The following is a 19355-nucleotide window of genomic DNA, read 5'->3' as shown; positions in this document are numbered from 1 at the left end:
CGGGCGGCGGGAGAGCGATCCCGCCGCCCTTTTTATGCCCGCCACGGGCGAAGCACGCTGGACAAGCGGCGCCGGCTCTGGTCGAACGGCGCGCATGGCGGACGTCAAGCTTCATCCCGACTGGCTCGCACGGATCGGCGGCGAGTTCGATCAGCCCTATATGGGCGCGCTCAAGCAGTTCCTCGCCGACCAGCGGGCGAAGGGCAAGCGCGTCTATCCAAGGCCGCGCGACTGGTTCGCGGCGCTCGACGCGACGCCGCCGCAGGACGTGCGCGTCGTCATCCTGGGGCAGGACCCCTATCACGGCCCCGGGCAGGCGCATGGCCTGTGCTTCTCGGTCCAGCCGGGGGTCCGCGTGCCGCCGAGCCTCGTCAACATCTACAAGGAGATGCAGAGCGACCTCGGCATCCCGCCGGCGCGCCACGGCTATCTGAAGCACTGGGCCGAACAGGGTGTGCTGCTGCTCAACAATTGCCTGACCGTCGAGGCGGGGCAAGCCGCCTCGCACCAGGGCAAGGGGTGGGAGCGTTTCACCGACGCCGCGGTCGCCGCGGTCGCCGCCGATCCGGCGCCCAAGGTCTTCATCCTGTGGGGCAGCCACGCGCAGCGCAAGGCCGCGAACGTGCCGGGGCTGGGACCCGGCACCCCGCACCTGATCCTGCGCGCGCCGCACCCGTCGCCGCTGTCGGCGTCGAACGGCTTTTTCGGATCGCGGCCGTTCAGCCAGGCGAACGCCTTTCTGGCGGAGCACGGCCGCGGTACCATCGACTGGCGCCTGCCCGAGACGGCGGAGGTCGCCGTCGGCTGACCGTCGCATCGCGCGGACGAATCGATCAGAGTGAGCGAAAGCGTGTGTTGGCGCGGCGCCGTGCAACGGGTCTATCCCATGCCCTTGCCCCGCTGGAGACGCGCCGATGCCGACCGACCTGATGAAGACGCTGACCTATCTGTCGCTGCACCTCGCGATCGGCTTCGGCGTTGCCTATGCGCTGACGGGATCGGTCCGGGTGGCGGGCGGGATCGCACTGATCGAGCCGTGCATCAACGCCGTCGCCTTCTTCTTCCATGAAAAGGCGTGGCGCCGCGCCGATGCGATACGAATCGCCGTGCCCGCCCGGCCGCGCGGGAACCCCGGCCGCCCCGGCGCCGTTGCACTGCTGTGTCGATGAAGGAGAAGAAGCATGACGGTGAACAGCGCAAGCGCCCGCTACGAAGGGCTGGGCAAGGACGGCAAGGGCCATATCTGGACCAAGCGCGGCACGCTCGACGGCGCGCCCTACGGTTTCGTCTCGCGCTTCGAGGACGGGCCGGGCACCAACCCCGAGGAACTGATCGCCGCGGCGCATGCCGCCTGCTTCACCATGGCGCTGTCCTTTGCGCTGGCGCGCGCCGGCCATAGCGACGGCCAGCTCGACACGCGCGCCGACGTCACGCTGGGCAAGGACGGCGATGGCTTCGCGGTGACGAAATCGGCGCTGACCCTGACCGCGAAGGTGCCCGGGATCGACGCCGACGCCTTTGCCGCGATCGCGGCCGATGCCAAGGCCAATTGCCCGATCTCGAAGCTGCTGAACTGCGAGATCACGCTCGAGCACAGCCTCGAAGGCGGGTGAGCGCCGCGGTTCAGCCGGCGCCGAACTGGCAGTTGCCCTTGCGCCTTTCCTCCTTGCCGCCGGCGAGGAACCAGCGCGCATCGGTCGCCGACGCCGCTTCGTCATAATAGCAGACATCGGTCGCGCCGGTCGCGGGATCGACCAGCACCGCCCATTGGTGCGGTCCGCAATTATGCTGCTGGCAGGCCCAGGCCATGATCTTGCCGTCGTGCATCTCGATCGGCGCCGCCGGACCCTCCAGCGTCTGGATGGCCTTCAGCACCTTTGCGTCCTTTACGGTCGCGGCGAGCCCCGCCTTGACCGCGGGATGGTCGTCCCATGCGACGCCATCGACCTTGTCGAACGGATATTTGCCGACATAGGCGGCGAGGCCCTTCGCATCGCCGGCTTTCGCTGCAGCGGGCGCGGCGTCGGTGGGCGTGGACGCCGCCGCAGTATCCGACGGCGCCGCCGGCTGATCGGCAGCGGCCTGCGCGTCAACGCCTTGCGCGTCGGCGGGCGGCGGCGGCGCGGCATCGTCGCCCGAGCCGCAGGCGGCGAGCGCGAGCAAGGCGGCGCCGGCGAGCGCGGGAAAGACTGGCAGGCGGCGAGACAGCGTCATGGCAGGTCCCCTTTCGCGGGCGATCATGCCACGGCCCGGCCGCCGCCGATACTCTTTTCCGCCGGCCGCAGCGCCCTAGGACGGATCGACATTCAGAGGATGGCGAGCCGAAAATGGTGGATTTGCGAGACCCGGAGCGCAGCGTGCTGATGGCACGTGAGCACCGGAAGCTCGCAAAGCCGCCATTTGCAGGCCGCCAGAGCTGAATGTCGATCCGTCCTAGCGGCAGCGCACGTCGTCGTTGCCGCCCTTGTCGATCGCGCGGCCCGCGACCGCGCCGCCGATCGCGCCGAGCACGGTGCCGAGCGTCTTCGAATCGCCCGGCGCGATGACGTTGCCCAGCGCGCCGCCGGCGATACCGCCGATGATCAGCCCGGTCGTGCCGTCGGAGCGCTTGCAATAATAGCGCCCGTCGCGCCCGCGATAGATGCGGTCGCCCTTGCCCAGACGGCGCTCGCGGTAATCGCCGTCGCGATAATGGTCGTCGGCATACCAGCCGCCGCCGCGGCGCGGTCCGTCGTCATAGCCATAGCCGGTCGAGGCGCAGCCGCCGGCGAGCGCGGTCGCGGCGACGAGCGGGGCGAGCAGGAGCTTGTTCATGGGACATTCCTTTGCAGGTGGGCCGCGGGACGGCGGACTTTCTGCCTGATAGACACGCGGGGGCGGCCCGAAGTTCCGGCGGCGGCCGCTTTTCGCCCCGCGCCCTTATCGCTTGACCTCAAGCGCGGTTGAGCTTGCATCAGGGGGGCAGACGATTCGCGAGACGGAGATCTGCCATGCTGTACCGCCCGACATTCGAAGCCTCCGACGGTCCCGCCGCCGCGCGCCCGGCGCCGGGCGGCGACCTGTTGCCGCGCTATTTCGCCCGCATCGGTTACGACGGGCCGGCCGAGCCGACGCTGGCGGTGCTGCGCGCGCTGCACGCCGCGCATATCGCGGCGATTCCGTTCGAAGCGATCGACGCGCTGGTCGAGGGCAATGTCGACATCGGCGCCGAAGCGGTGGCCGCGAAGCTGATCGAAGGCGGGCGCGGCGGCTATTGCTTCGAGCAGAACGGCCTGTTCCTGCGCGTGCTGCGCGCGATCGGCTTCGAGGCCGAGGGCCTGCTCGGCCGCGTACGCTGGCTGCGCGACCCGGCCGCGCCGCCCGCCCCGCGCAGCCATATGGTGGTGCGCGTTCGCGTCGACGGGCGCGCCTGGCTGGCCGATGTCGGTTTCGGGTCGGCGGTGCCGCCCGCGCCGCTGGCGATGGACGGCGCGGCGCCGCAGCCGACCGCGCACGAAAGCTATCGCGTCGCGCGCGGTGACGCGGGCAGCGGCATATGGGCGGTGTCGATCGCGATCGGCGACGACTGGGCGCCGCTCTACGACATCGACGACGCGCCCGCGCCCGCGATCGATTACGAGGTCGCTAACTGGTACACATCGACCCATCCCGATTCGCATTTCCGCCACCAGCTGATCGCCGCGCGCACCACCGCCCGCGCGCGCTATGCGCTGCGCGACAACCGGCTGACGATCCGCCACGCCGACGGGTCGAGCGAACGGCGCTATCTGACCGCCGATGCGATCGAGACGGCGCTCGCCGAGCTGTTCGGCCTGGCGGTGCGGCCGCACTGGCGCGCGGCGATCGAGCGCGCCGCGACCGCGGAGGTCGAGGGGTAGGGGTCCGGCCCGCGCCGGCGAACGAAGGAACGCGGGGGCACCGACTGTCCCGGGACGACGATGGTGCAGGGCAGGGCCTGCGCCTCCGCCGAACCGCCGCGCGTCAGCCCGCGTCGGAGCGGAGCGGCCAGCGGCCGCGTTCGACATGGGTGGTCTTGCCGACGATGCTTTCGGTCAGGATGATCTCGTCCACCGTCCAGCCGATCGGCGCGATCGTCTGCGCGCCCAGCCGGTCGCCGCGATAGTTGATCGTGACGTGCGGTTCGGGCGTGGTGCCGTCCATGATCGGCGCCTTTTCCCGCAGCAGATGATGGACCAGCGCCTTCTGGAACGCCCGCGCCTGGGCCAGAGGCTCGCGCGTGCGCAGCGTCACCGCCTTGCGGTTCTCGATCCGGTCGAAGCGGAGCGGGAAAGGCGCCGCGGCGAAGCCGTCGAGCGCGGCGATCGTCGCGGGCAGCCACTCGGGCGGCGCATAATGCAGGTCGTAGAGCGAGATGAGCGTGACGTGGAGGAGGTGGGGGCCGCGTGAAGAATCGTTGCGGGGCAGCGCAGCGATCTGCGCCTGAACCTCCGGCGGCGGCTTGGCCATGATGTAGAGGGGGTTCCGGGCGCGCATGGGTGGGAGTGTAGCATGGTGTTGGTGCGACGCCATCGGCGCCGCACCCCCGTTATTTTACAGCTGCTTGCAGCGGTCACAGAGCGGATGACCGCCCGTGCCGCTGCGGCGATTGTAGCTTTCGATATTGTTGCCCTCGGTACACTTGTTGTCGTTGTGATGGACACGCGTGCCGGGCTTGATCGAGTGAAATGAAGCAACCTTAGACATGTAGTTTTACCTTTCGAACATTCATCGTTGTGATCGATGAAGCCGAACGAAGTCAGGTTGGGCACGGGGAATAAGCGTGGTCGCTGGGTGCGTTTTTCCACAGCTTGCAAACATCTTACCCACCGGTCCTTCCCCCGAAACCGTCAGACTTCAGGTTGACCCAAGTGGCGATGCATGCGAGCAGGCAACTGCTAGGTAGGCCCGAGTGCATCGTCACTCAGCTTGCTAGGGGGTCATCCTTTGGGGTGGCCCCCATTTGATTCGCCCTTCGCTTGTTGCTCCGCCTGCTGCGAGACTCGCAGATACGGCTTCGCGAATCCTGCATATGAACTCTTAAATCGGAGCGCAACCCCTTTTTGGTTCTCCGAGTGGCTTTCGTGTGTTATTTTGCGCAAAACGATGACTCGGAGGCGGAAATGGCAGATGAATCGATCCGGGAGCTTTTAAGCAAACTACTGAAAAGGCGTGAAGAGTTACGTTTGGAGTCCGAGGCACTCGAAAAATTGATCGAGACATACCGACAGCTTTCCATGCTAGAAAAGGAGCAGGAATTACCGCAGCTCGATTTGTGGAAAGGGAGTCGCTCGAGGCGCGCGCGGTCTGCCTATGTCGCCGAGATGATGGCAGCAGCGAGGCGCCAAATTTTGTCAGACGGACGACCGCTGACGCGAAGTGAGCTTCTTCAGCGCTTGGAGGCAGAGGGATACGTCATAGACGGTGGCGATAAGTCAAAGGTCCTGGGCACAAACCTTTGGCGATCCGGACAATTCCAGCATATTGAGAAAAAGGGATACTGGCCTGTAGACACTCCAATTCCTCGAAAGTTCGGCCGCTCCTGATATCGGAGAAGTACCGATTGCTCTGATAGGTGGAGCAATCCCCAAATCCAATCGGAGATGTTGCGCATTTCACCAAAATCCCCTGACTATTGGTCGAGATCACCGAGCAGGGGAGGCATCGAGCGCACCAATATGCACCCCGTGTACGGCCGTTTTCCGATCCGGAGCGGAAGGGCACCTAGGACCGCAATAACCAGCCTCACTACCTTCGTATGAGCATACGCCTGACAAGCGGAGTTGGGTCGGCGGTTGGATTTCGCCAGTTTGCAATGCTGGGATGCGTTGCTGTTATGACGCAAAGGCCCACGCTATTCATGTGTGCGGAAGACGTCCAGCGACGGGAGTTTTCTTCGGTGAAAGTGTCTACCAGTTCGTGCGCACTAAGAGCGTCGCGCACCCAGCGCCCGGACGTGCTGCCGAAGCAAAGTAACGTGCTGATGCGAAGCTGTTCGATTACGGCCTGATGGACGGGCCAGCAGGCCTCCAATAGTGCTAGCTTTTCCTCTGCGAGGGAAGATTCTCTAGGGGTGCGGACAAACACCACATTGCTCGCGGGAACCTCCCGCGGATCGAAGCCCAGACTTGAAAGAAGATGCAGCACGCGCGGCTGCATTCCATATGTACCGGGCGCCCGTCCCCGCCAGCTTTCATCGGCATATCGTGACCAATATTCCTTTGACGGATCGCGATAGGCATCGATGTCACGTTGAATTGTCTCGTTGGCCTGTTTGGTTGGAGAGCCGCCGGGATTCAGCCCAAGCACAAACAAAGATGACGGGCGCGAAAAAGCTGCCCTGCCGGAATAAAATACCGCACCGGAGCGATGGCGTATTCCCTCCTCAATGAGGTCAAGAAGTTCCAGTGGGTCGAGCATGCTTGAAACCCAAATCGCGGACGGCAGGTCAATAATCTGTTTGCTGGTTACTTATAAGCTCAATCATGCTCCCTTCCACCCGCGCCCATATACAGCTCGCGCCCCGTGTTCTCATAGACTTGGCTCATCTGCGCCATGCCCTTTTCGGCCTCTTCGGCGGCGATAAAGCCCGCGCTGTCCTGATTTTGCAGCTTCGCGAACTCGCGCACTTCCTGGCTGATCTTCATCGAACAGAACTTCGGCCCGCACATGCTGCAGAAATGCGCCGACTTGGCGCCTTCGGCGGGGAGGGTCTGGTCGTGGTATTGCTCGGCGGTGTCGGGGTCGAGGCTCAGGTTGAACTGGTCGCGCCAGCGGAATTCGAAGCGCGCCTTCGACAGCGCGTCGTCGCGGACCTTGGCGGCGGGGTGGCCCTTGGCGAGGTCGGCGGCGTGGGCGGCGAGCTTGTAGGTGACGACGCCGACCTTCACATCGTCGCGGTCGGGCAGGCCGAGATGTTCCTTGGGCGTGACGTAACAGAGCATCGCGGTGCCGTACCAGCCGATCATCGCGGCGCCGATGCCGCTGGTGATATGGTCGTAGCCCGGCGCGATGTCGGTGGTCAGCGGCCCGAGCGTGTAGAAGGGCGCCTCGCCGCACGCTTCGAGTTGCTTGTCCATATTCTCCTTGATCTTGTGCATCGGGACGTGGCCCGGGCCCTCGATCATCACCTGCACATCCTGGTCCCACGCGCGCTTCGTCAGTTCGCCGAGCGTGTAGAGTTCGGCGAACTGCGCCTCGTCGTTCGCGTCGGCGATGCTGCCGGGGCGCAGGCCGTCGCCGAGGCTGTAGGCGATGTCATAGGCCTTCATGATCTCGGTGATCTCGTCGAAATGGTCGTAGAGGAAGCTTTCCCTGTGATGCGCGAGGCACCATTTCGCCATGATGCTGCCGCCGCGGCTGACGATGCCGGTGACGCGCTTCGCGGCGAGCGGGACGTAGGGCAGGCGGACGCCGGCGTGGATGGTGAAATAATCGACGCCCTGCTCGGCCTGCTCGATCAGCGTGTCGCGGAAAATCTCCCACGTCAGTTCCTCGGCGATGCCGCCGACCTTCTCCAGCGCCTGATAGATGGGGACGGTGCCGATCGGCACGGGCGAGTTACGGATGATCCATTCGCGCGTGTCGTGGATGTTGCGCCCCGTCGACAGGTCCATGACGGTGTCGGCGCCCCAGCGGATCGACCAGACCATCTTGTCGACCTCGGTCGCGACGTCGCTCGCGACCGCGCTGTTGCCGATATTGGCGTTGATCTTGACCAGGAAGTTGCGGCCGATCGCCATCGGCTCGCTTTCGGGGTGGTTGATGTTGCTGGGGATGATCGCGCGGCCGCGCGCGACCTCGTCGCGGACGAATTCGGGGGTGACGTAATCGGGGATCGCCGCGCCCCAGTCCTGCCCGTCGCGGACATATTCGGCGAGGCGCTCGCGACCGAGATTCTCCCGCGTCGCGACATATTCCATCTCGGGCGTGACGATGCCGCGGCGGGCGTAGTGCATCTGGCTGACGTTCGCGCCCGGCCTGGCGCGCAGCACGGTCTTGCGGACGTTGGGGAAGGCGGGGACGCCGCCGCTGCGGTCGGGGCCGAGCTGGCCGTTGTCCTCCGGCCGTACCTCGCGCTGCGCCACCTCCTCGACGTCGCCGCGGGCGCGAATCCAGGCGCTGCGCAGTTCGGGAAGGCCCTGCGCGATGTCGATGCGGGCGTTCGGGTCGGTGTAGGGGCCGCTGGTGTCGTAGACGCGGACGCTGGGCTCGCCGCTGTGCGGGTCGAGGTCGATCTCGCGCATCGCGACGCGGATGCCGCTGCCGGTGGGACACGCGACATGGACCTTGCGGCTGCCGCGGATCGGGCCGGTGGTGACGCCGATGCTGGCGGCGGTCGTCTTGTCGAGGCGGGAATCGATGTCGGCCATGGCAGTCGCTCCATTGCTACGGAGCAAGGCCTGGGATTCCGCGCGGAACGCCAACCCTCCCTCCGCCCGAGTTACCGGGATCAGGTTCGACGGGTCGCGGTCTATTCCGCTCTCAACCTGCGTTTGCGCGCCAGGCTCCCCGGGGATGGCATCACCTTAGCCGCGCGGGCGCGCGCTGTCCATCGGGTGGTTCCGGGTTACTCCGCCGCCACCGCCTCGCGCTTCGTCGCCCGCTGGCCGTCGTAGACGAAGGCGGGGTCCGTCAGGTCGATGTGCGGGAAGGCGTCCTTTTCGGCCCAATAATCCTGGTTGTGGCGCCATTCGGACTTGTCGCCGCGCTTCGGCATTTTCGACAGGCCGCGCATCAGATAGCCGGGGTTGAAATTATCCTCCTCGATCCACGGCAGGATGTCCATGCCCTGATCCTCGGGACGCAGCGCGACCTCGACCTTCTTTGCGCCGATGTCATCCATGTGGTTGAGCAGGTTGCAGACGAAGTCGCCCATCATGTCGACGCGCAGCGTCCAGCTCGCGCGGAAATAGCCCATCACCCACGCCAGATTGGGCACCCCGGTCATCATCATGCCGCGATAGGTCACGGTCTCCCCCCAATCGACCGTCCGCCCGTCGACGCTGAAGGGAATGCCGCCCATCACCGACAGGTTGAATCCGGTCGCGGCGACGATGATGTCGGCCTCGATCTCGGTCCCGTTCGACGTGCGGACACCGGTTTCGGTGAAGCGGTCGATGGTGTCGGTGACGACGGTCAGCTTGCCCTCGGTCGTGGCGCGGAAGATGTCGCCTTCGGGGCAGAAGGCCAGCCGCTGCTGCCACACGCGGTAGCGCGGGGTGAAATGTGGTTCGAACTGGAAGTCCGGGTTGCCCGAAAAAAGGCGGATCAGCTCCTTCAAATCCTCGAACACGGCATCGGGTTCGGTCTGGGCGCGGCGGGTGAGCTGGTCCTGATCGTACATGATCTGCGCGCGCACGACGCGGTGGATCGTCGGTTCGTCGATCCCGACCTCGCGCAGCCGGTCGGCGAGCTCGTTCTTGTTCTCGGAACAGAAGAAATAGGTCGGCGAGCGCTGGAGCATCGTCACATGCGCGGCCTTTTCGGCGAAGGCGGGGACGACGGTCGCGGCGGTCGCGCCCGACCCGATGACGAGGATGCGCTTGCCCGCATAATCGGTGTTCGGGTCCCACAGCTGGGCGTGGACGAACTGCCCCTTGTAGTCCGACAGGCCCGGCCAGTCGGGGACATAGGGCTTTTCATGGTCGTAATAGCCCTGGCACATCCACAGGAAATCGGCGGTGAAGGTGACGGCGGCGCCGTCCGCCTTGCGCACCGCCTCGACCGTCCAGCGATTCTCGTCGCTCGACCAGCGGCAGGCGGTGATGCGGTGGCCGTAGCGGATATGGTCGCCGATGCCGTTCTCCTCGATCACCTCGCCCAGATATTTGAGGATCTCCGCGCCGCTGGCGATCGGTGCGCCGACCCACGGCTTGAAGCGGTAGCCGAAGGTGTAAAGGTCCGAATCGGACCGCACGCCCGGATATTTATGCGTTTCCCACGTGCCGCCGAAACTGTCCTTCATCTCGAGGATCGCATAGCTTTTGCCCGGGCATTGCTGTTGCAGGTGCCAGGCCGATCCGATGCCCGAAATGCCCGCGCCGACGATCAGCACGTCGACGTGGGTTGGTTCGGCGGCCGTGCCGGGGGTGGAGGTGGCGGCGGCCGACGCCGCCCCGATCGCTGTCGTCATGGTATGTTCCGCTCCCATATTATCTGACTAGGGTTTATGCCCTAATCTGTCGCGCGAGTCACGTCTCTGCATTGATCGAGGTCAAAGCCGGGGTGAGGTTCAGCCTTCCGTAGGCTGACCTGTTCCTTCGTCATGCTGAACTCGTTTCAGCATCCATGGCCGGGCCTTCCTTTTTGCGTCGCCTTTTTATTGGAGGGCAGACCATGGACCCCCGGATAGGGTCCGGGGCAGGCTCTGAAACAAGTTGGCGTTTATACCCTTGAGACAGGGACGCTGGTGATCCCCGGCGAAAGCCGGGGTCCGTGCGAGGCAGGCGCACGCAGCTGGACCCCGGCTTTCGCCGGGGAACGCTCACCTGTCGGAAGGGGATAATTGCCAAACAAGTTCAGGGTGACGGAAAAGAGTCATCACAGCCTGGCGCCACACTGATGGGTGTCTCGACTTCGCTCGACACGAACGGGTTCGGGTCGGGCCTTTCCCCTAGGACGGATCGACATTCAGCTCTGGCGGCCTGCAAATGGCGGCTTTTCGCGCTTCCGGTGCTCACGTGCCGTCAGCACGCTGCGCTTCGGGTCCCGAAAAATCCACCATTTTGACCTGTGGTCGTCTTCGACTCCGGCTCGCCATCTTCTGAATGTCGATCCGTCCTAGAATTGATAGGCGATGCCGACGCCGCCGACCCACTGGTCGGCGCTGCCGGCGTCGCGGACGATCGGCGAAGCGGCGAAACGGCCGGTCATGCGGCCGTATTGCGCGCCGCCGAGCAGCACGAATCCCTTTCGCAGGTCGCCCGACAGCGCCCAGGCGCCGGCGAGGCCGATCGTATATTTGCCCGCGGTCGCCTTGCGCCCGGCGCGGTCGTAGACGGGCAGGCCGCTCGCGGCGCTGCCGAGCGGATCGACGTCGTAATAATAGCGGCCGAAGCCCTTGCCATAGATGTTCAGCGACGCCGAGACGCCGACATAGACGCGCTTCGACAGCGGGGTGCCATAGTCGATCGTCGGCGAGACGAACCAGCTTCCGTGCCGTCCCGAAACATCGGCGAGCCCGACGACGCGGACGCCGAGCTGGTCGTAGCGGCTGGTGAAGACGCCCTGGTGGGTGACGCCCATCGCCAATCCCGCCTCGACCGCCAGCTTGCGTTCGCCGAGCGCCTCGACCTGCGCATCCTTGATGCGGCCGGTGCGGTCGCTGCGCAGACCGATGATGGGGCCGAACTTGAAGTCGGTGCGCTGGCCACGCTTCTGCCGGATCAGGTCGACCTGGAAATTGGTGCCGCGGGTCGAAAAGGCGAAGCCGCTGACGCGCCCGCGCAGATAGAAGGCGGGCAGGACGGTGCGCTCGTCGGAGCCGTTGTAGCTCGGCACGCTGATCACTCCGGCGGCGACCGCGAAATGGTCGCGCGCCCATCGGCGATCGCCGTCCTCGTCGCGGTCGCGCGCGGCGGGCAGCAGGATCGAGTCGTCGATGTCGCCGCGATCCTGCGCATAGCGGACGGGGGCGGGCTGGACGAAGGGCCCGGGTTCGCGCCCGCCGCTCAGGCCGCGGTCGGCGGGCGGCAGGTCATAGGGCAGCGCGGCTTCGTCCGCGGCGGCCGGCGACACCGTGCCGATCGCGGCGGCGAGGAGGGCGAGGAACGGCAGGCAAAGCAAGCGAAGGGCGGGCGCGACCATGGACGGTTTATCTTCCTGTCGTGGTGCCCCTCTCGGCGCAATGTGTAAGTCATTGACGCCGCAATGCAATGGGGTAGCGGTGACTGGAATCGGGCCGCCGATCTCCGCATCCGCGTGCATCGGACGTCATTGCGAGAGGCGAAGCCGCGCGTCAGTCCAGAGCAGGTGCAAGCCGCCCCGCCGGCTGCCAAGGCTTCGCCTTGCGATGGCGGGCTTTTCGTTTCACCATGGCGGCATGTCCGATCGTCGCGCCTTCGCTTTTCCATGCCGCGTCCGCGGCGCCGGTTCGGCATGAGCCGGGCGCCGCGCCTTGCCGGCTATGCGCTGATGGCGGCGGCGGCGCTGCTCGCGCTGGCGATGCGACGCGCGGGGCTGGAGGCGGTCGGGCCGTTTCCCGCCGTCGCGGTCGCGCTGTTCGCCGGAATGATCGGCGTGATGCTGGTGTTCACCGACCTGATGGTACGCGGCCTCTATGCGCAGATCGACGCGGGCAAGCGCGGCGCGGACGTGGAGGCCGACGAAAAGGTGCCGCCTCTTTAGAGGAGGGCGGGACCGGCTTTTCGTTCGACAGTTTCGGTGCTTGGCGGTATGAGGCGGCAAATGACCGACCGTCCGCATACGCCGCTGCTCGACACGGTGGATGTCCCCGCCGACCTCCGCAAGCTGAAGCCCGAACAACTCCGCCAGTTCGCCGACGAACTGCGCGCCGAGACGATCAGCGCCGTCGGCGCGACCGGGGGGCATCTCGGCTCGGGGCTGGGCGTCGTCGAACTGACCGTCGCGCTCCACTATGTGTTCGACACGCCGCGCGACAAGATCGTGTGGGACGTCGGGCATCAATGCTATCCGCACAAGATCGTCACCGGTCGCCGCGATCGCATCCGCACACTGCGCCAGGGCGGCGGGCTTTCGGGCTTCACCAAGCGCAGCGAGAGCGAATATGATCCGTTCGGCGCCGCGCACAGCTCGACCTCGATCAGCGCCGCACTGGGCTTTGCGATCGCGAACAAGCTGAAGGACGAGCCCGGCCGCGCGATCGCGGTGATCGGCGACGGGTCGATGTCGGCGGGCATGGCCTATGAGGCGATGAACAATGCCAAGCAGGCGGGCAACCGGCTGATCGTCATCCTCAACGACAACGACATGTCGATCGCGCCGCCGGTCGGCGGGCTGTCGGCCTATCTGGCGCGGCTGGTGTCGTCGCGGCCGTTTCTGGAGCTGCGCGAGGTCGCGCGGCGCTTCGCGCGCCGGCTGCCGCAGCCGCTGCACAAGGCGGCGCGCAAGACCGACGAGTTCGCGCGCGGGCTGGCGATGGGCGGGACGCTGTTCGAGGAACTGGGCTTCTACTATGTCGGTCCGATCGACGGGCATAATCTGGAGCATCTGATCCCGGTGCTGGAGAATGTCCGCGACAGCGACCATGGCCCGGTGCTGATCCACGCGGTGACGCAGAAGGGCAAGGGCTATGCCCCCGCCGAGGCGGCGGCCGACAAATATCACGGCGTGCAGAAATTCGACGTCATCACCGGCGAGCAGGCGAAGGCGCCGCCGGGGCCGCCCGCCTATCAGAATGTGTTCGGCGAGACGCTGGCGAAGCTGGCCGACAGCGACCCGCGCATCGTCGCGATCACCGCCGCGATGCCGTCGGGCACCGGGGTCGACAAGTTCGCGAGGGCGCATCCGGACCGCGCCTTCGACGTCGGGATCGCCGAACAGCATGCGGTGACCTTTGCGGCGGGCCTCGCGGCGCAGGGGATGCGGCCGTTCGCGGCGATCTATTCGACCTTCCTCCAGCGCGCCTATGACCAGGTCGTGCACGACGTCGCGATCCAGAACCTGCCGGTGCGCTTCGCGATCGACCGCGCCGGGCTGGTCGGCGCCGACGGATCGACGCACGCGGGCAGCTTCGACGTCACCTATCTGGCGACGCTGCCCAACATGGTGGTGATGGCGGCGGCCGACGAGGCCGAACTCGTCCACATGACCTATACGGCGGCCGAATATGACGACGGCCCGATCGCTTTCCGCTATCCGCGCGGCAACGGCATCGGGGTGCCGCTGCCCGCGGTGCCGGAGAGACTGGCGATTGGCAAGGGGCGCGTCGTGCGCAGCGGCAAGACGGTCGCGATCCTGTCGCTCGGCACCCGGCTTGCCGAGGCGCTGAAGGCCGCCGACACGCTGGAGGCGCGCGGGCTGTCGACCAGCGTGATCGACCTGCGCTTCGCCAAGCCGCTCGACGAGGAGCTGATCCGCCGCACGCTGGCGAGCCACGAGGTGTGCGTGACGATCGAGGAAGGCAGCATCGGCGGGCTGGGCGCGCACGTGCTGACGCTGGCGAGCGACGCCGGGCTGATCGACGCGGGGCTGAAGCTGCGCACGATGCGGCTGCCCGACACGTTCCAGGACCAGGACGCCCCGCAGGCGCAATATGACGCGGCGGGGCTCAACGCGCCGCAGATCGTCGACACGGTGCTGAAGGCGCTGCGCCACAACAGCGCGGGCGTGGAGGAAGCGGGCGCGCGGGCTTAGTCCGGACCGCTTTCCATCTCAAGCGCGTCGATAGATCTCGCGCCGATGGCCGATCGCGACGACGAGGATCACCATTCGGCCGTCCTCTATCTTTGCGATCACGCGATAATCGCCGATGCGATAGCGCCAATAGCCGGTGCGTTCGCCGACCAGCGCCTTGCCGCGCTGGCGCGGGTTTTCGAGTGCGGCGACCTGCTCCAGCCCGGCAAGGATGCGCTCGCCGGCGCTGCGCGGCAGCTTGCGGAGTTGCCGCCGGGCCGCCGCGTCGAACTCAAGCGTCCAGGCCAAGCTCGCGTCGCATCTGTTCGATCGAAACGGTCTTGCCTGCGTCGGGCTGATTCAACGCTTCTTCGAGAAGCGCGATATCTTCGAGGTCCTCGATATATTCCTCGATCGCCTTGCGCGCGAGGGCGGTCTTGGTCCGGCCCGACCGCCTGGCGGCGGCGGCGAGCCGTTCTTCCAATTCCTTGTCGAGGCGGATGGCCAGCATGGCAAAGCTCCTTTGCTATACATGTATAGCAAAGTTGCCAATTCTGCAATCCGACGGCGTGAAAACCGCGGCTACGCCCCTGGGATCGCGGCGCTGGCGTCGCGGCCGTCGCCTTCGGGGGCGGCGATGATGTCGCGGGTGACGAGGCCCTTGTCGACGACCTGCGTGTCGGGGCTGCCGATCTGGCTGCGGATGCCGGCGTCGGCGCGCGGGCCGTCGGCGCTGCCGATGATCGCCGATTCGGTCGCGCTGCGCGGCGAATCGCCGCCGAACAGCGCGCGCAGCGTCTGCTCCGCGGTGGTTTCGTTGCCGGGGCGCGCGGCGCCGGGGGCGGGCGGGGTCAGCGCGAAATCGGGCGGCACGACGAGCGGCGCCTGGCGCGACACCGCGAATTCGTCGGGCCGGTCGCGGCTGAACAGGCTGTTCGACCCGCAGGCCGAAAGCGTCGTCGCGAGGAGCGAGGCGGCGAGGATGACGGTGGTCCGGTTCACGTGAAAAACTCTCCTGATGCGCCCCGTTTAATCCGCGGCCGTGCCGTTCGCCGAACGGTCGGCGGCCGAAGGCGCCTTTTCGCGCAAGAGCAGCGCGCGCGCAACCAGCAAAAGCACGCCGATGGTGATGCAGGCATCGGCGACGTTGAAGATCAGGAACGGCCGGAAATCCCCGAAATGCAGATCGGCGAAATCGACCACGAAGCCGTGGCGGACCCGGTCGACGATGTTGCCGAGCGCGCCGCCGAGGATCAGCGCGAGCGCGACGACGTCGCCCTTCGCCTGCTCGCGCGTCATCCAGAAGGCGACCGCGGCGGCGACGAACGCAGTGACGGCGACCAATGTCCAGCGCGTCGTGTCGTTGCAGTCGGAGAACATCGACAGCGAGATGCCGCAATTCTCCGCCCAGGTCAGGTTGAAGATCGGCAGCACGCCGATGACGCGCTTCGCCTCGAGCGACAGCGGGCCGATGACGACCCACTTGCTGACCTGGTCGAGCAGGAAGGCCGTCGCGGCGACGAGCAGGCCGAAGCGCAGATAGGGGGAGCGTTTTCCGGTCATCCCCCGTCCAATACCGTCTCGCAGCGATTGCACAAGCCGCCGTCCTGCGCGACCTCCGGCAGGTGGCGCCAGCAGCGGCCGCATTTGTGGTTTTCGGTGCGCTTCACATCCCATTCGCCCCGGTGGACGGTCGAGGTGATGAAGATTTCCTCATAATCGACGTCGCCCGGATCGTCGGGCAGCCACAGCTCGGCTTCGAGGCTGGACCGGACGACCTTGTCGCGGCGCAGCGGCTCGATCCGCTCGGTGACGAGCGCCCGGGTCTCGCGGATCGCCGCCCATTTCGCGCGCATCGCGTGGCTCTGCGGCAGGGCGGGAAGCGCGGGCCATTCGAGCAGATGCACGCTGCCCGCGTCGGGATAGCGCGTGCTCCACACCTCTTCGCTGGTGAACACCAGCACCGGCGCGGCATAGCGGACGAGCGCGTGGAACAGCGTGTCGAGCACGCTGCGATAGGCGCGGCGGGTGTCGGTGCCGAGCGGCGCGGCGGGGCCGAGGTCGCAGTAGAGGACGTCCTTGCGGATGTCGAAATAGAAGGCCGACAGATCCTCGTTGCAGAAATCGGCGAGGCTGCGCGTGTAGCTGTTGAAGTCGAAATCATCGACCGCCTGCGCCAGCTTCGCGTCGAGCTCGGCGAGCAGCGACAGCATGTAGCGTTCGAGCTCGGGCATCGCTGCAACGTCGGTGACGCGCTCCTCTTCGGTGAAGCCGTCGAGCGCGCCGAGCAGGTAGCGGAAGCTGTTGCGCAGCTTGCGATACTGGTCGGCGACACCGGTGAGGATTTCCTTGCCGATGCGGTGATCCTCGGTGAAATCGACCGACAGCGCCCACAGGCGCAGAATGTCGGCGCCATAGTCGCGCATCAGGTCGATCGGGCTGATCGTGTTGCCGAGCGACTTGGACATCTTCATGCCCTTGGCATCCATGGTGAAGCCGTGGGTCAGCACCGCGCGATAGGGGGCGTGGCCGCGCGTGCCGCAGCTTTCGAGCAGCGACGACTGGAACCAGCCGCGATGCTGATCGCTGCCTTCCAGATAGAGGTCGGCGGGGAAGGGCGAGCCGTCGTGGCGGACGAGCGCGGGCCAGCGGCCGCTTTCGAGCACGAAGGCGTGGGTCGATCCCGAATCGAACCAGACGTCGAGGATGTCGGTGATGCGCTCGTAATCGGCGGCGGCGCGATCGGGGCCGAGATACTCCTGCGCGCGCGCGTCGCTCCACGCATCGACCCCCGATTCGCGGATCGCCGCGACGATGCGGTCGTTCACCAGCGGATCGTTCAGATACTGGCCCGTCTTGCGGTCGACGAACAAAGTGATCGGCACGCCCCACGCGCGCTGGCGCGACAGCACCCAGTCGGGGCGCGTTTCGACCATGCTGCCGATGCGGTTGCGGCCCTTGGCGGGGACGAAGCGCGTATCCTCGATCGCCTGCATCGCCGCCTGCCGCAGCGTCGGCGCGTCGCACCGCCCTTCCTCGGCCGGGTTGATCGCGCCGCCCTCATTTTCCCAGCGCTTTTCGCCGGGGGACTTGGGCGAGATGTGGGCCATCACCTTGTCCATCGGCACGAACCATTGCGGGGTGCAGCGATAGATGACCTTCGCCTTCGAGCGCCAGCTGTGCGGATAGCTGTGTTTGTAGTCGGCGCTGGCTGCGAGCAGCGCGCCGGCTTCGCGCAGGTCGGAGCAGATCGGGCCGTCGGGGGCGTTGAACTTCGGGTTGATGACGCTGCCCTGACCGCTGAGCCACGCCCAGTCCTCGCGATATTTGCCGTCGTTCGTCACCGCGAATTGCGGTTCGATGCCGTTCGCCTTGCACAGGTCGAAATCGTCCTCGCCATGGTCGGGCGCCATGTGGACGAGGCCCGTGCCGCTGTCGGTTGTGACGAAATCACCCGGCAGGAAGGGGCGAGGGCGCGCGAAGAAGCCGCCGAGATGATGCATCGGGTGGCGGGCGATGGTGCCGGCTAGGTCGGCGCCCTTTATGGTCTTGAAGTCGAAGCCAGCCGGATAGCCTTTGTCGCCAAACTTCGCCTTAAGATCGGCCGTGAGGCGGCTCATGAAGGCGCCGACGAGCGGGCGAGCAACAAGTACACGCATCTCTCGAACATTCTCGCCCTCGGCGAGGTTCAGCTTGAAGAGGTCGTATTCGACCTCCGGCCCATAGGCCAAAGCCTGATTGACCGGGATCGTCCACGGGGTCGTCGTCCAGATCACCGCATGGGCGCCGACCAGTTCGGGGATCGGGCTTTCGACGATCTCGAACGCCACGTCGATCTGGGTCGAGACGATGTCCTCATATTCGATCTCGGCCTCGGCGAGGGCGGTCTTTTCGACCGGGGACCACATCACCGGCTTGGCGCCGCGATAGAGCATGTCGTTGGCGGCGAATTTGAGCAGCTCGCGGACGATGGTCGCTTCGGCCTCATAATCCATCGTCAGATAGGGGTGGTCCCAGTCGCCGCCGATGCCGAGGCGCTTGAGCTGCTCGCGCTGGGTGTCTACCCAGTGCTGGGCATAGGCGCGGCATTCGGCGCGGAATTCCTCGACCGGAACCTCGTCCTTGTTCAGCTTCTTCTTGCGATACTGCTCCTCGACCTTCCACTCGATCGGCAGGCCGTGGCAGTCCCAGCCGGGGACGTAGGGCGCGTCCTTGCCCTTCAGCGTCTGGGTGCGGACGACCATGTCCTTCAGGATATGGTTGAGCGCATGGCCGATGTGCATGTCGCCATTGGCATAGGGCGGGCCGTCGTGGAGGATGAACTGGTCGCGACCCTTGCGGCTTTCGCGAATCTGCCCCTCGAGATTGCCTTCGAGCCATTTGGCGAGAATTGCCGGCTCCTTCTGCGGCAGGCCGGCCTTCATCGGGAAGTCGGTCTTGGGCAGGAAGACGGTGTCGCGATAGTCAGGAGCGTCGGTCATGGCCCGGGCGCTTAGCGCAGTTTTGCGGGCGCGCAAAGAAGGGCGAGCGGCTACTTTTGGAAAAGATTCGCGCAGAGGCGCAGAGAAAAGGGAGAATGAAGGCGGCGGAGCCCCGATCTCTTGTCAGTGCTATCCTGCCGAACTTCGCTTTCGGACGCTGGACCCCGGCTTTCGCCGGGGAACGTAATCCTTTAAGCGTGAGCTGTTCCCCGGCGAAAGTCGGGGTCCAGAGCTCTAACGCATCACGTCCGGATAAAGATCGCGCCATGTGGGATTCAGGGCTTCGATCGCCTCGACCTTCCAGGCGCGCTTCCATTCCTTCATCTGCACCTCGCGGCGCCTCGCATCTTGGAGATCGTCGAAATGGTGATACCAGACGAGCGTCTTGAGGCCGTATCGCTTTGTAAAGCCTTCGATCAGACCTTCGCGATGTTGCCAGATGCGCTGGCCAAGGTTGCTGGTGACGCCGATATAAAGCGTGCCGTTCCGCTTGTTGGTCAGGATATTGACCCAGCCGGATTTCATGGACGCGGTGTCGCTACTGGACCCCGACTTTCGTCG

General features: G+C 66.0%; 21 protein-coding genes and 1 riboswitch. Of the genes, 8 read left to right on the top strand and 13 right to left on the bottom strand.

Annotation, left to right across the window (positions count from 1 at the left end; genetic code table 11):
- Positions 1 to 94: 94 nt before the first annotated feature.
- The 3 genes from ung to AC2S9W_RS02540 all read left to right on the top strand — a co-directional run bounded on the left by ung (position 95) and on the right by AC2S9W_RS02540 (position 1613).
- The gene (gene ung, locus AC2S9W_RS02550) at positions 95 to 808 is read left to right on the top strand and encodes a uracil-DNA glycosylase (RefSeq protein ID WP_286749504.1); all 714 of its coding nucleotides are present in this window, start codon (positions 95 to 97) and stop codon (positions 806 to 808) included.
- A 106-nt stretch (positions 809 to 914) separates the two neighbouring features.
- Positions 915 to 1169: a DUF2061 domain-containing protein gene (locus tag AC2S9W_RS02545; RefSeq protein WP_486571589.1), complete on the top strand. Its 255-nt coding sequence runs from the start codon at positions 915 to 917 to the stop codon at positions 1167 to 1169.
- A gap of 12 nt (positions 1170 to 1181) precedes the next feature.
- Positions 1182 to 1613: an OsmC family protein gene (locus tag AC2S9W_RS02540; protein WP_076077257.1), complete on the top strand. Its 432-nt coding sequence runs from the start codon at positions 1182 to 1184 to the stop codon at positions 1611 to 1613.
- Between the two features lie 10 nt (positions 1614 to 1623).
- On the opposite strand, the gene AC2S9W_RS02535 is transcribed toward AC2S9W_RS02540, so the two are convergent.
- The gene (locus tag AC2S9W_RS02535) at positions 1624 to 2214 is read right to left on the bottom strand and encodes a hypothetical protein (protein WP_486571588.1); all 591 of its coding nucleotides are present in this window, start codon (positions 2212 to 2214) and stop codon (positions 1624 to 1626) included.
- Positions 2215 to 2433: 219 nt separating this feature from the next.
- Positions 2434 to 2814 (bottom strand): glycine zipper 2TM domain-containing protein, encoded by a 381-nt coding sequence (locus AC2S9W_RS02530; RefSeq protein WP_067107313.1) that lies wholly within the window; start codon positions 2812 to 2814, stop codon positions 2434 to 2436.
- 176 nt (positions 2815 to 2990) lie between these two features.
- Between AC2S9W_RS02530 and AC2S9W_RS02525 the strand changes: the two genes are divergently transcribed.
- A complete protein-coding gene (locus AC2S9W_RS02525) occupies positions 2991 to 3878 on the top strand; it encodes an arylamine N-acetyltransferase family protein (RefSeq protein ID WP_486571587.1) in 888 nt (295 codons plus the stop codon).
- A 103-nt stretch (positions 3879 to 3981) separates the two neighbouring features.
- Here AC2S9W_RS02525 and AC2S9W_RS02520 read toward each other — a convergent pair whose 3' ends face one another.
- Positions 3982 to 4494 carry a 2'-5' RNA ligase family protein gene (locus tag AC2S9W_RS02520; RefSeq protein WP_486571586.1) on the bottom strand — a complete coding sequence of 171 codons (513 nt, stop codon included), beginning with the start codon at positions 4492 to 4494 and terminating at the stop codon, positions 3982 to 3984.
- Between the two features lie 15 nt (positions 4495 to 4509).
- On the opposite strand from AC2S9W_RS02520, the gene AC2S9W_RS02515 reads away from it, so the two are divergent.
- Both AC2S9W_RS02515 and AC2S9W_RS02510 read left to right on the top strand, forming a co-directional pair.
- Positions 4510 to 4689, top strand: a complete 180-nt coding sequence (locus AC2S9W_RS02515) for a hypothetical protein (protein WP_486571585.1) — start codon at positions 4510 to 4512, stop codon at positions 4687 to 4689.
- Between the two features lie 431 nt (positions 4690 to 5120).
- The gene (locus AC2S9W_RS02510) at positions 5121 to 5543 is read left to right on the top strand and encodes a hypothetical protein (RefSeq protein ID WP_295322024.1); all 423 of its coding nucleotides are present in this window, start codon (positions 5121 to 5123) and stop codon (positions 5541 to 5543) included.
- 202 nt (positions 5544 to 5745) lie between these two features.
- On the opposite strand, the gene AC2S9W_RS02505 is transcribed toward AC2S9W_RS02510, so the two are convergent.
- From AC2S9W_RS02505 to AC2S9W_RS02490, 4 genes are all read right to left on the bottom strand, one after another.
- Positions 5746 to 6417 (bottom strand): uracil-DNA glycosylase family protein, encoded by a 672-nt coding sequence (locus AC2S9W_RS02505; RefSeq protein ID WP_486571584.1) that lies wholly within the window; start codon positions 6415 to 6417, stop codon positions 5746 to 5748.
- A 59-nt stretch (positions 6418 to 6476) separates the two neighbouring features.
- Positions 6477 to 8369 (bottom strand): phosphomethylpyrimidine synthase ThiC, encoded by a 1893-nt coding sequence (thiC, locus tag AC2S9W_RS02500; protein ID WP_486571583.1) that lies wholly within the window; start codon positions 8367 to 8369, stop codon positions 6477 to 6479.
- A 40-nt stretch (positions 8370 to 8409) separates the two neighbouring features.
- Positions 8410 to 8521: riboswitch (TPP riboswitch) on the bottom strand.
- Positions 8522 to 8566: 45 nt separating this feature from the next.
- The gene (locus AC2S9W_RS02495; RefSeq protein WP_486571582.1) at positions 8567 to 10132 is read right to left on the bottom strand and encodes a flavin-containing monooxygenase; all 1566 of its coding nucleotides are present in this window, start codon (positions 10130 to 10132) and stop codon (positions 8567 to 8569) included.
- Between the two features lie 647 nt (positions 10133 to 10779).
- Positions 10780 to 11805: a MipA/OmpV family protein gene (locus tag AC2S9W_RS02490; RefSeq protein WP_486571581.1), complete on the bottom strand. Its 1026-nt coding sequence runs from the start codon at positions 11803 to 11805 to the stop codon at positions 10780 to 10782.
- 264 nt (positions 11806 to 12069) lie between these two features.
- Here AC2S9W_RS02490 and AC2S9W_RS02485 point away from each other — a divergent pair, with 264 nt between their 5' ends.
- Positions 12070 to 12345 (top strand): hypothetical protein, encoded by a 276-nt coding sequence (locus tag AC2S9W_RS02485; RefSeq protein ID WP_067111438.1) that lies wholly within the window; start codon positions 12070 to 12072, stop codon positions 12343 to 12345.
- Between the two features lie 60 nt (positions 12346 to 12405).
- Positions 12406 to 14334 (top strand): 1-deoxy-D-xylulose-5-phosphate synthase, encoded by a 1929-nt coding sequence (gene dxs / locus AC2S9W_RS02480; RefSeq protein ID WP_486571580.1) that lies wholly within the window; start codon positions 12406 to 12408, stop codon positions 14332 to 14334.
- An 18-nt stretch (positions 14335 to 14352) separates the two neighbouring features.
- Here dxs and AC2S9W_RS02475 read toward each other — a convergent pair whose 3' ends face one another.
- From AC2S9W_RS02475 to AC2S9W_RS02450, 6 genes are all read right to left on the bottom strand, one after another.
- Complete coding sequence (locus AC2S9W_RS02475; protein WP_076077237.1) at positions 14353 to 14622, bottom strand: type II toxin-antitoxin system RelE family toxin; 270 nt, start codon at positions 14620 to 14622, stop codon at positions 14353 to 14355.
- Positions 14606 to 14824 carry a type II toxin-antitoxin system RelB family antitoxin gene (gene relB, locus AC2S9W_RS02470; RefSeq protein ID WP_067111430.1) on the bottom strand — a complete coding sequence of 73 codons (219 nt, stop codon included), beginning with the start codon at positions 14822 to 14824 and terminating at the stop codon, positions 14606 to 14608. The genes AC2S9W_RS02475 and relB overlap by 17 nt, the downstream gene beginning before the upstream one ends.
- A gap of 71 nt (positions 14825 to 14895) precedes the next feature.
- On the bottom strand, positions 14896 to 15315 hold the full coding sequence (locus tag AC2S9W_RS02465) for a DUF3035 domain-containing protein (protein WP_067111427.1): 420 nt from the start codon (positions 15313 to 15315) through the stop codon (positions 14896 to 14898).
- 27 nt (positions 15316 to 15342) lie between these two features.
- The gene (gene lspA / locus AC2S9W_RS02460; RefSeq protein ID WP_067186350.1) at positions 15343 to 15876 is read right to left on the bottom strand and encodes a signal peptidase II; all 534 of its coding nucleotides are present in this window, start codon (positions 15874 to 15876) and stop codon (positions 15343 to 15345) included.
- A complete protein-coding gene (ileS, locus tag AC2S9W_RS02455) occupies positions 15873 to 18794 on the bottom strand; it encodes an isoleucine--tRNA ligase (RefSeq protein ID WP_486571579.1) in 2922 nt (973 codons plus the stop codon). The genes lspA and ileS overlap by 4 nt, the downstream gene beginning before the upstream one ends.
- 234 nt (positions 18795 to 19028) lie before the next feature.
- The gene (locus tag AC2S9W_RS02450) at positions 19029 to 19319 is read right to left on the bottom strand and encodes a GIY-YIG nuclease family protein (protein ID WP_486571578.1); all 291 of its coding nucleotides are present in this window, start codon (positions 19317 to 19319) and stop codon (positions 19029 to 19031) included.
- Between the last annotated feature and the right edge of the window lie 36 nt (positions 19320 to 19355).

Source organism: Sphingopyxis sp. 550B, from assembly GCF_057401805.1.
The sequence above is the reverse complement of the archived record's forward strand: the minus strand, read 5'-3'. Positions and strand labels throughout refer to the sequence as shown.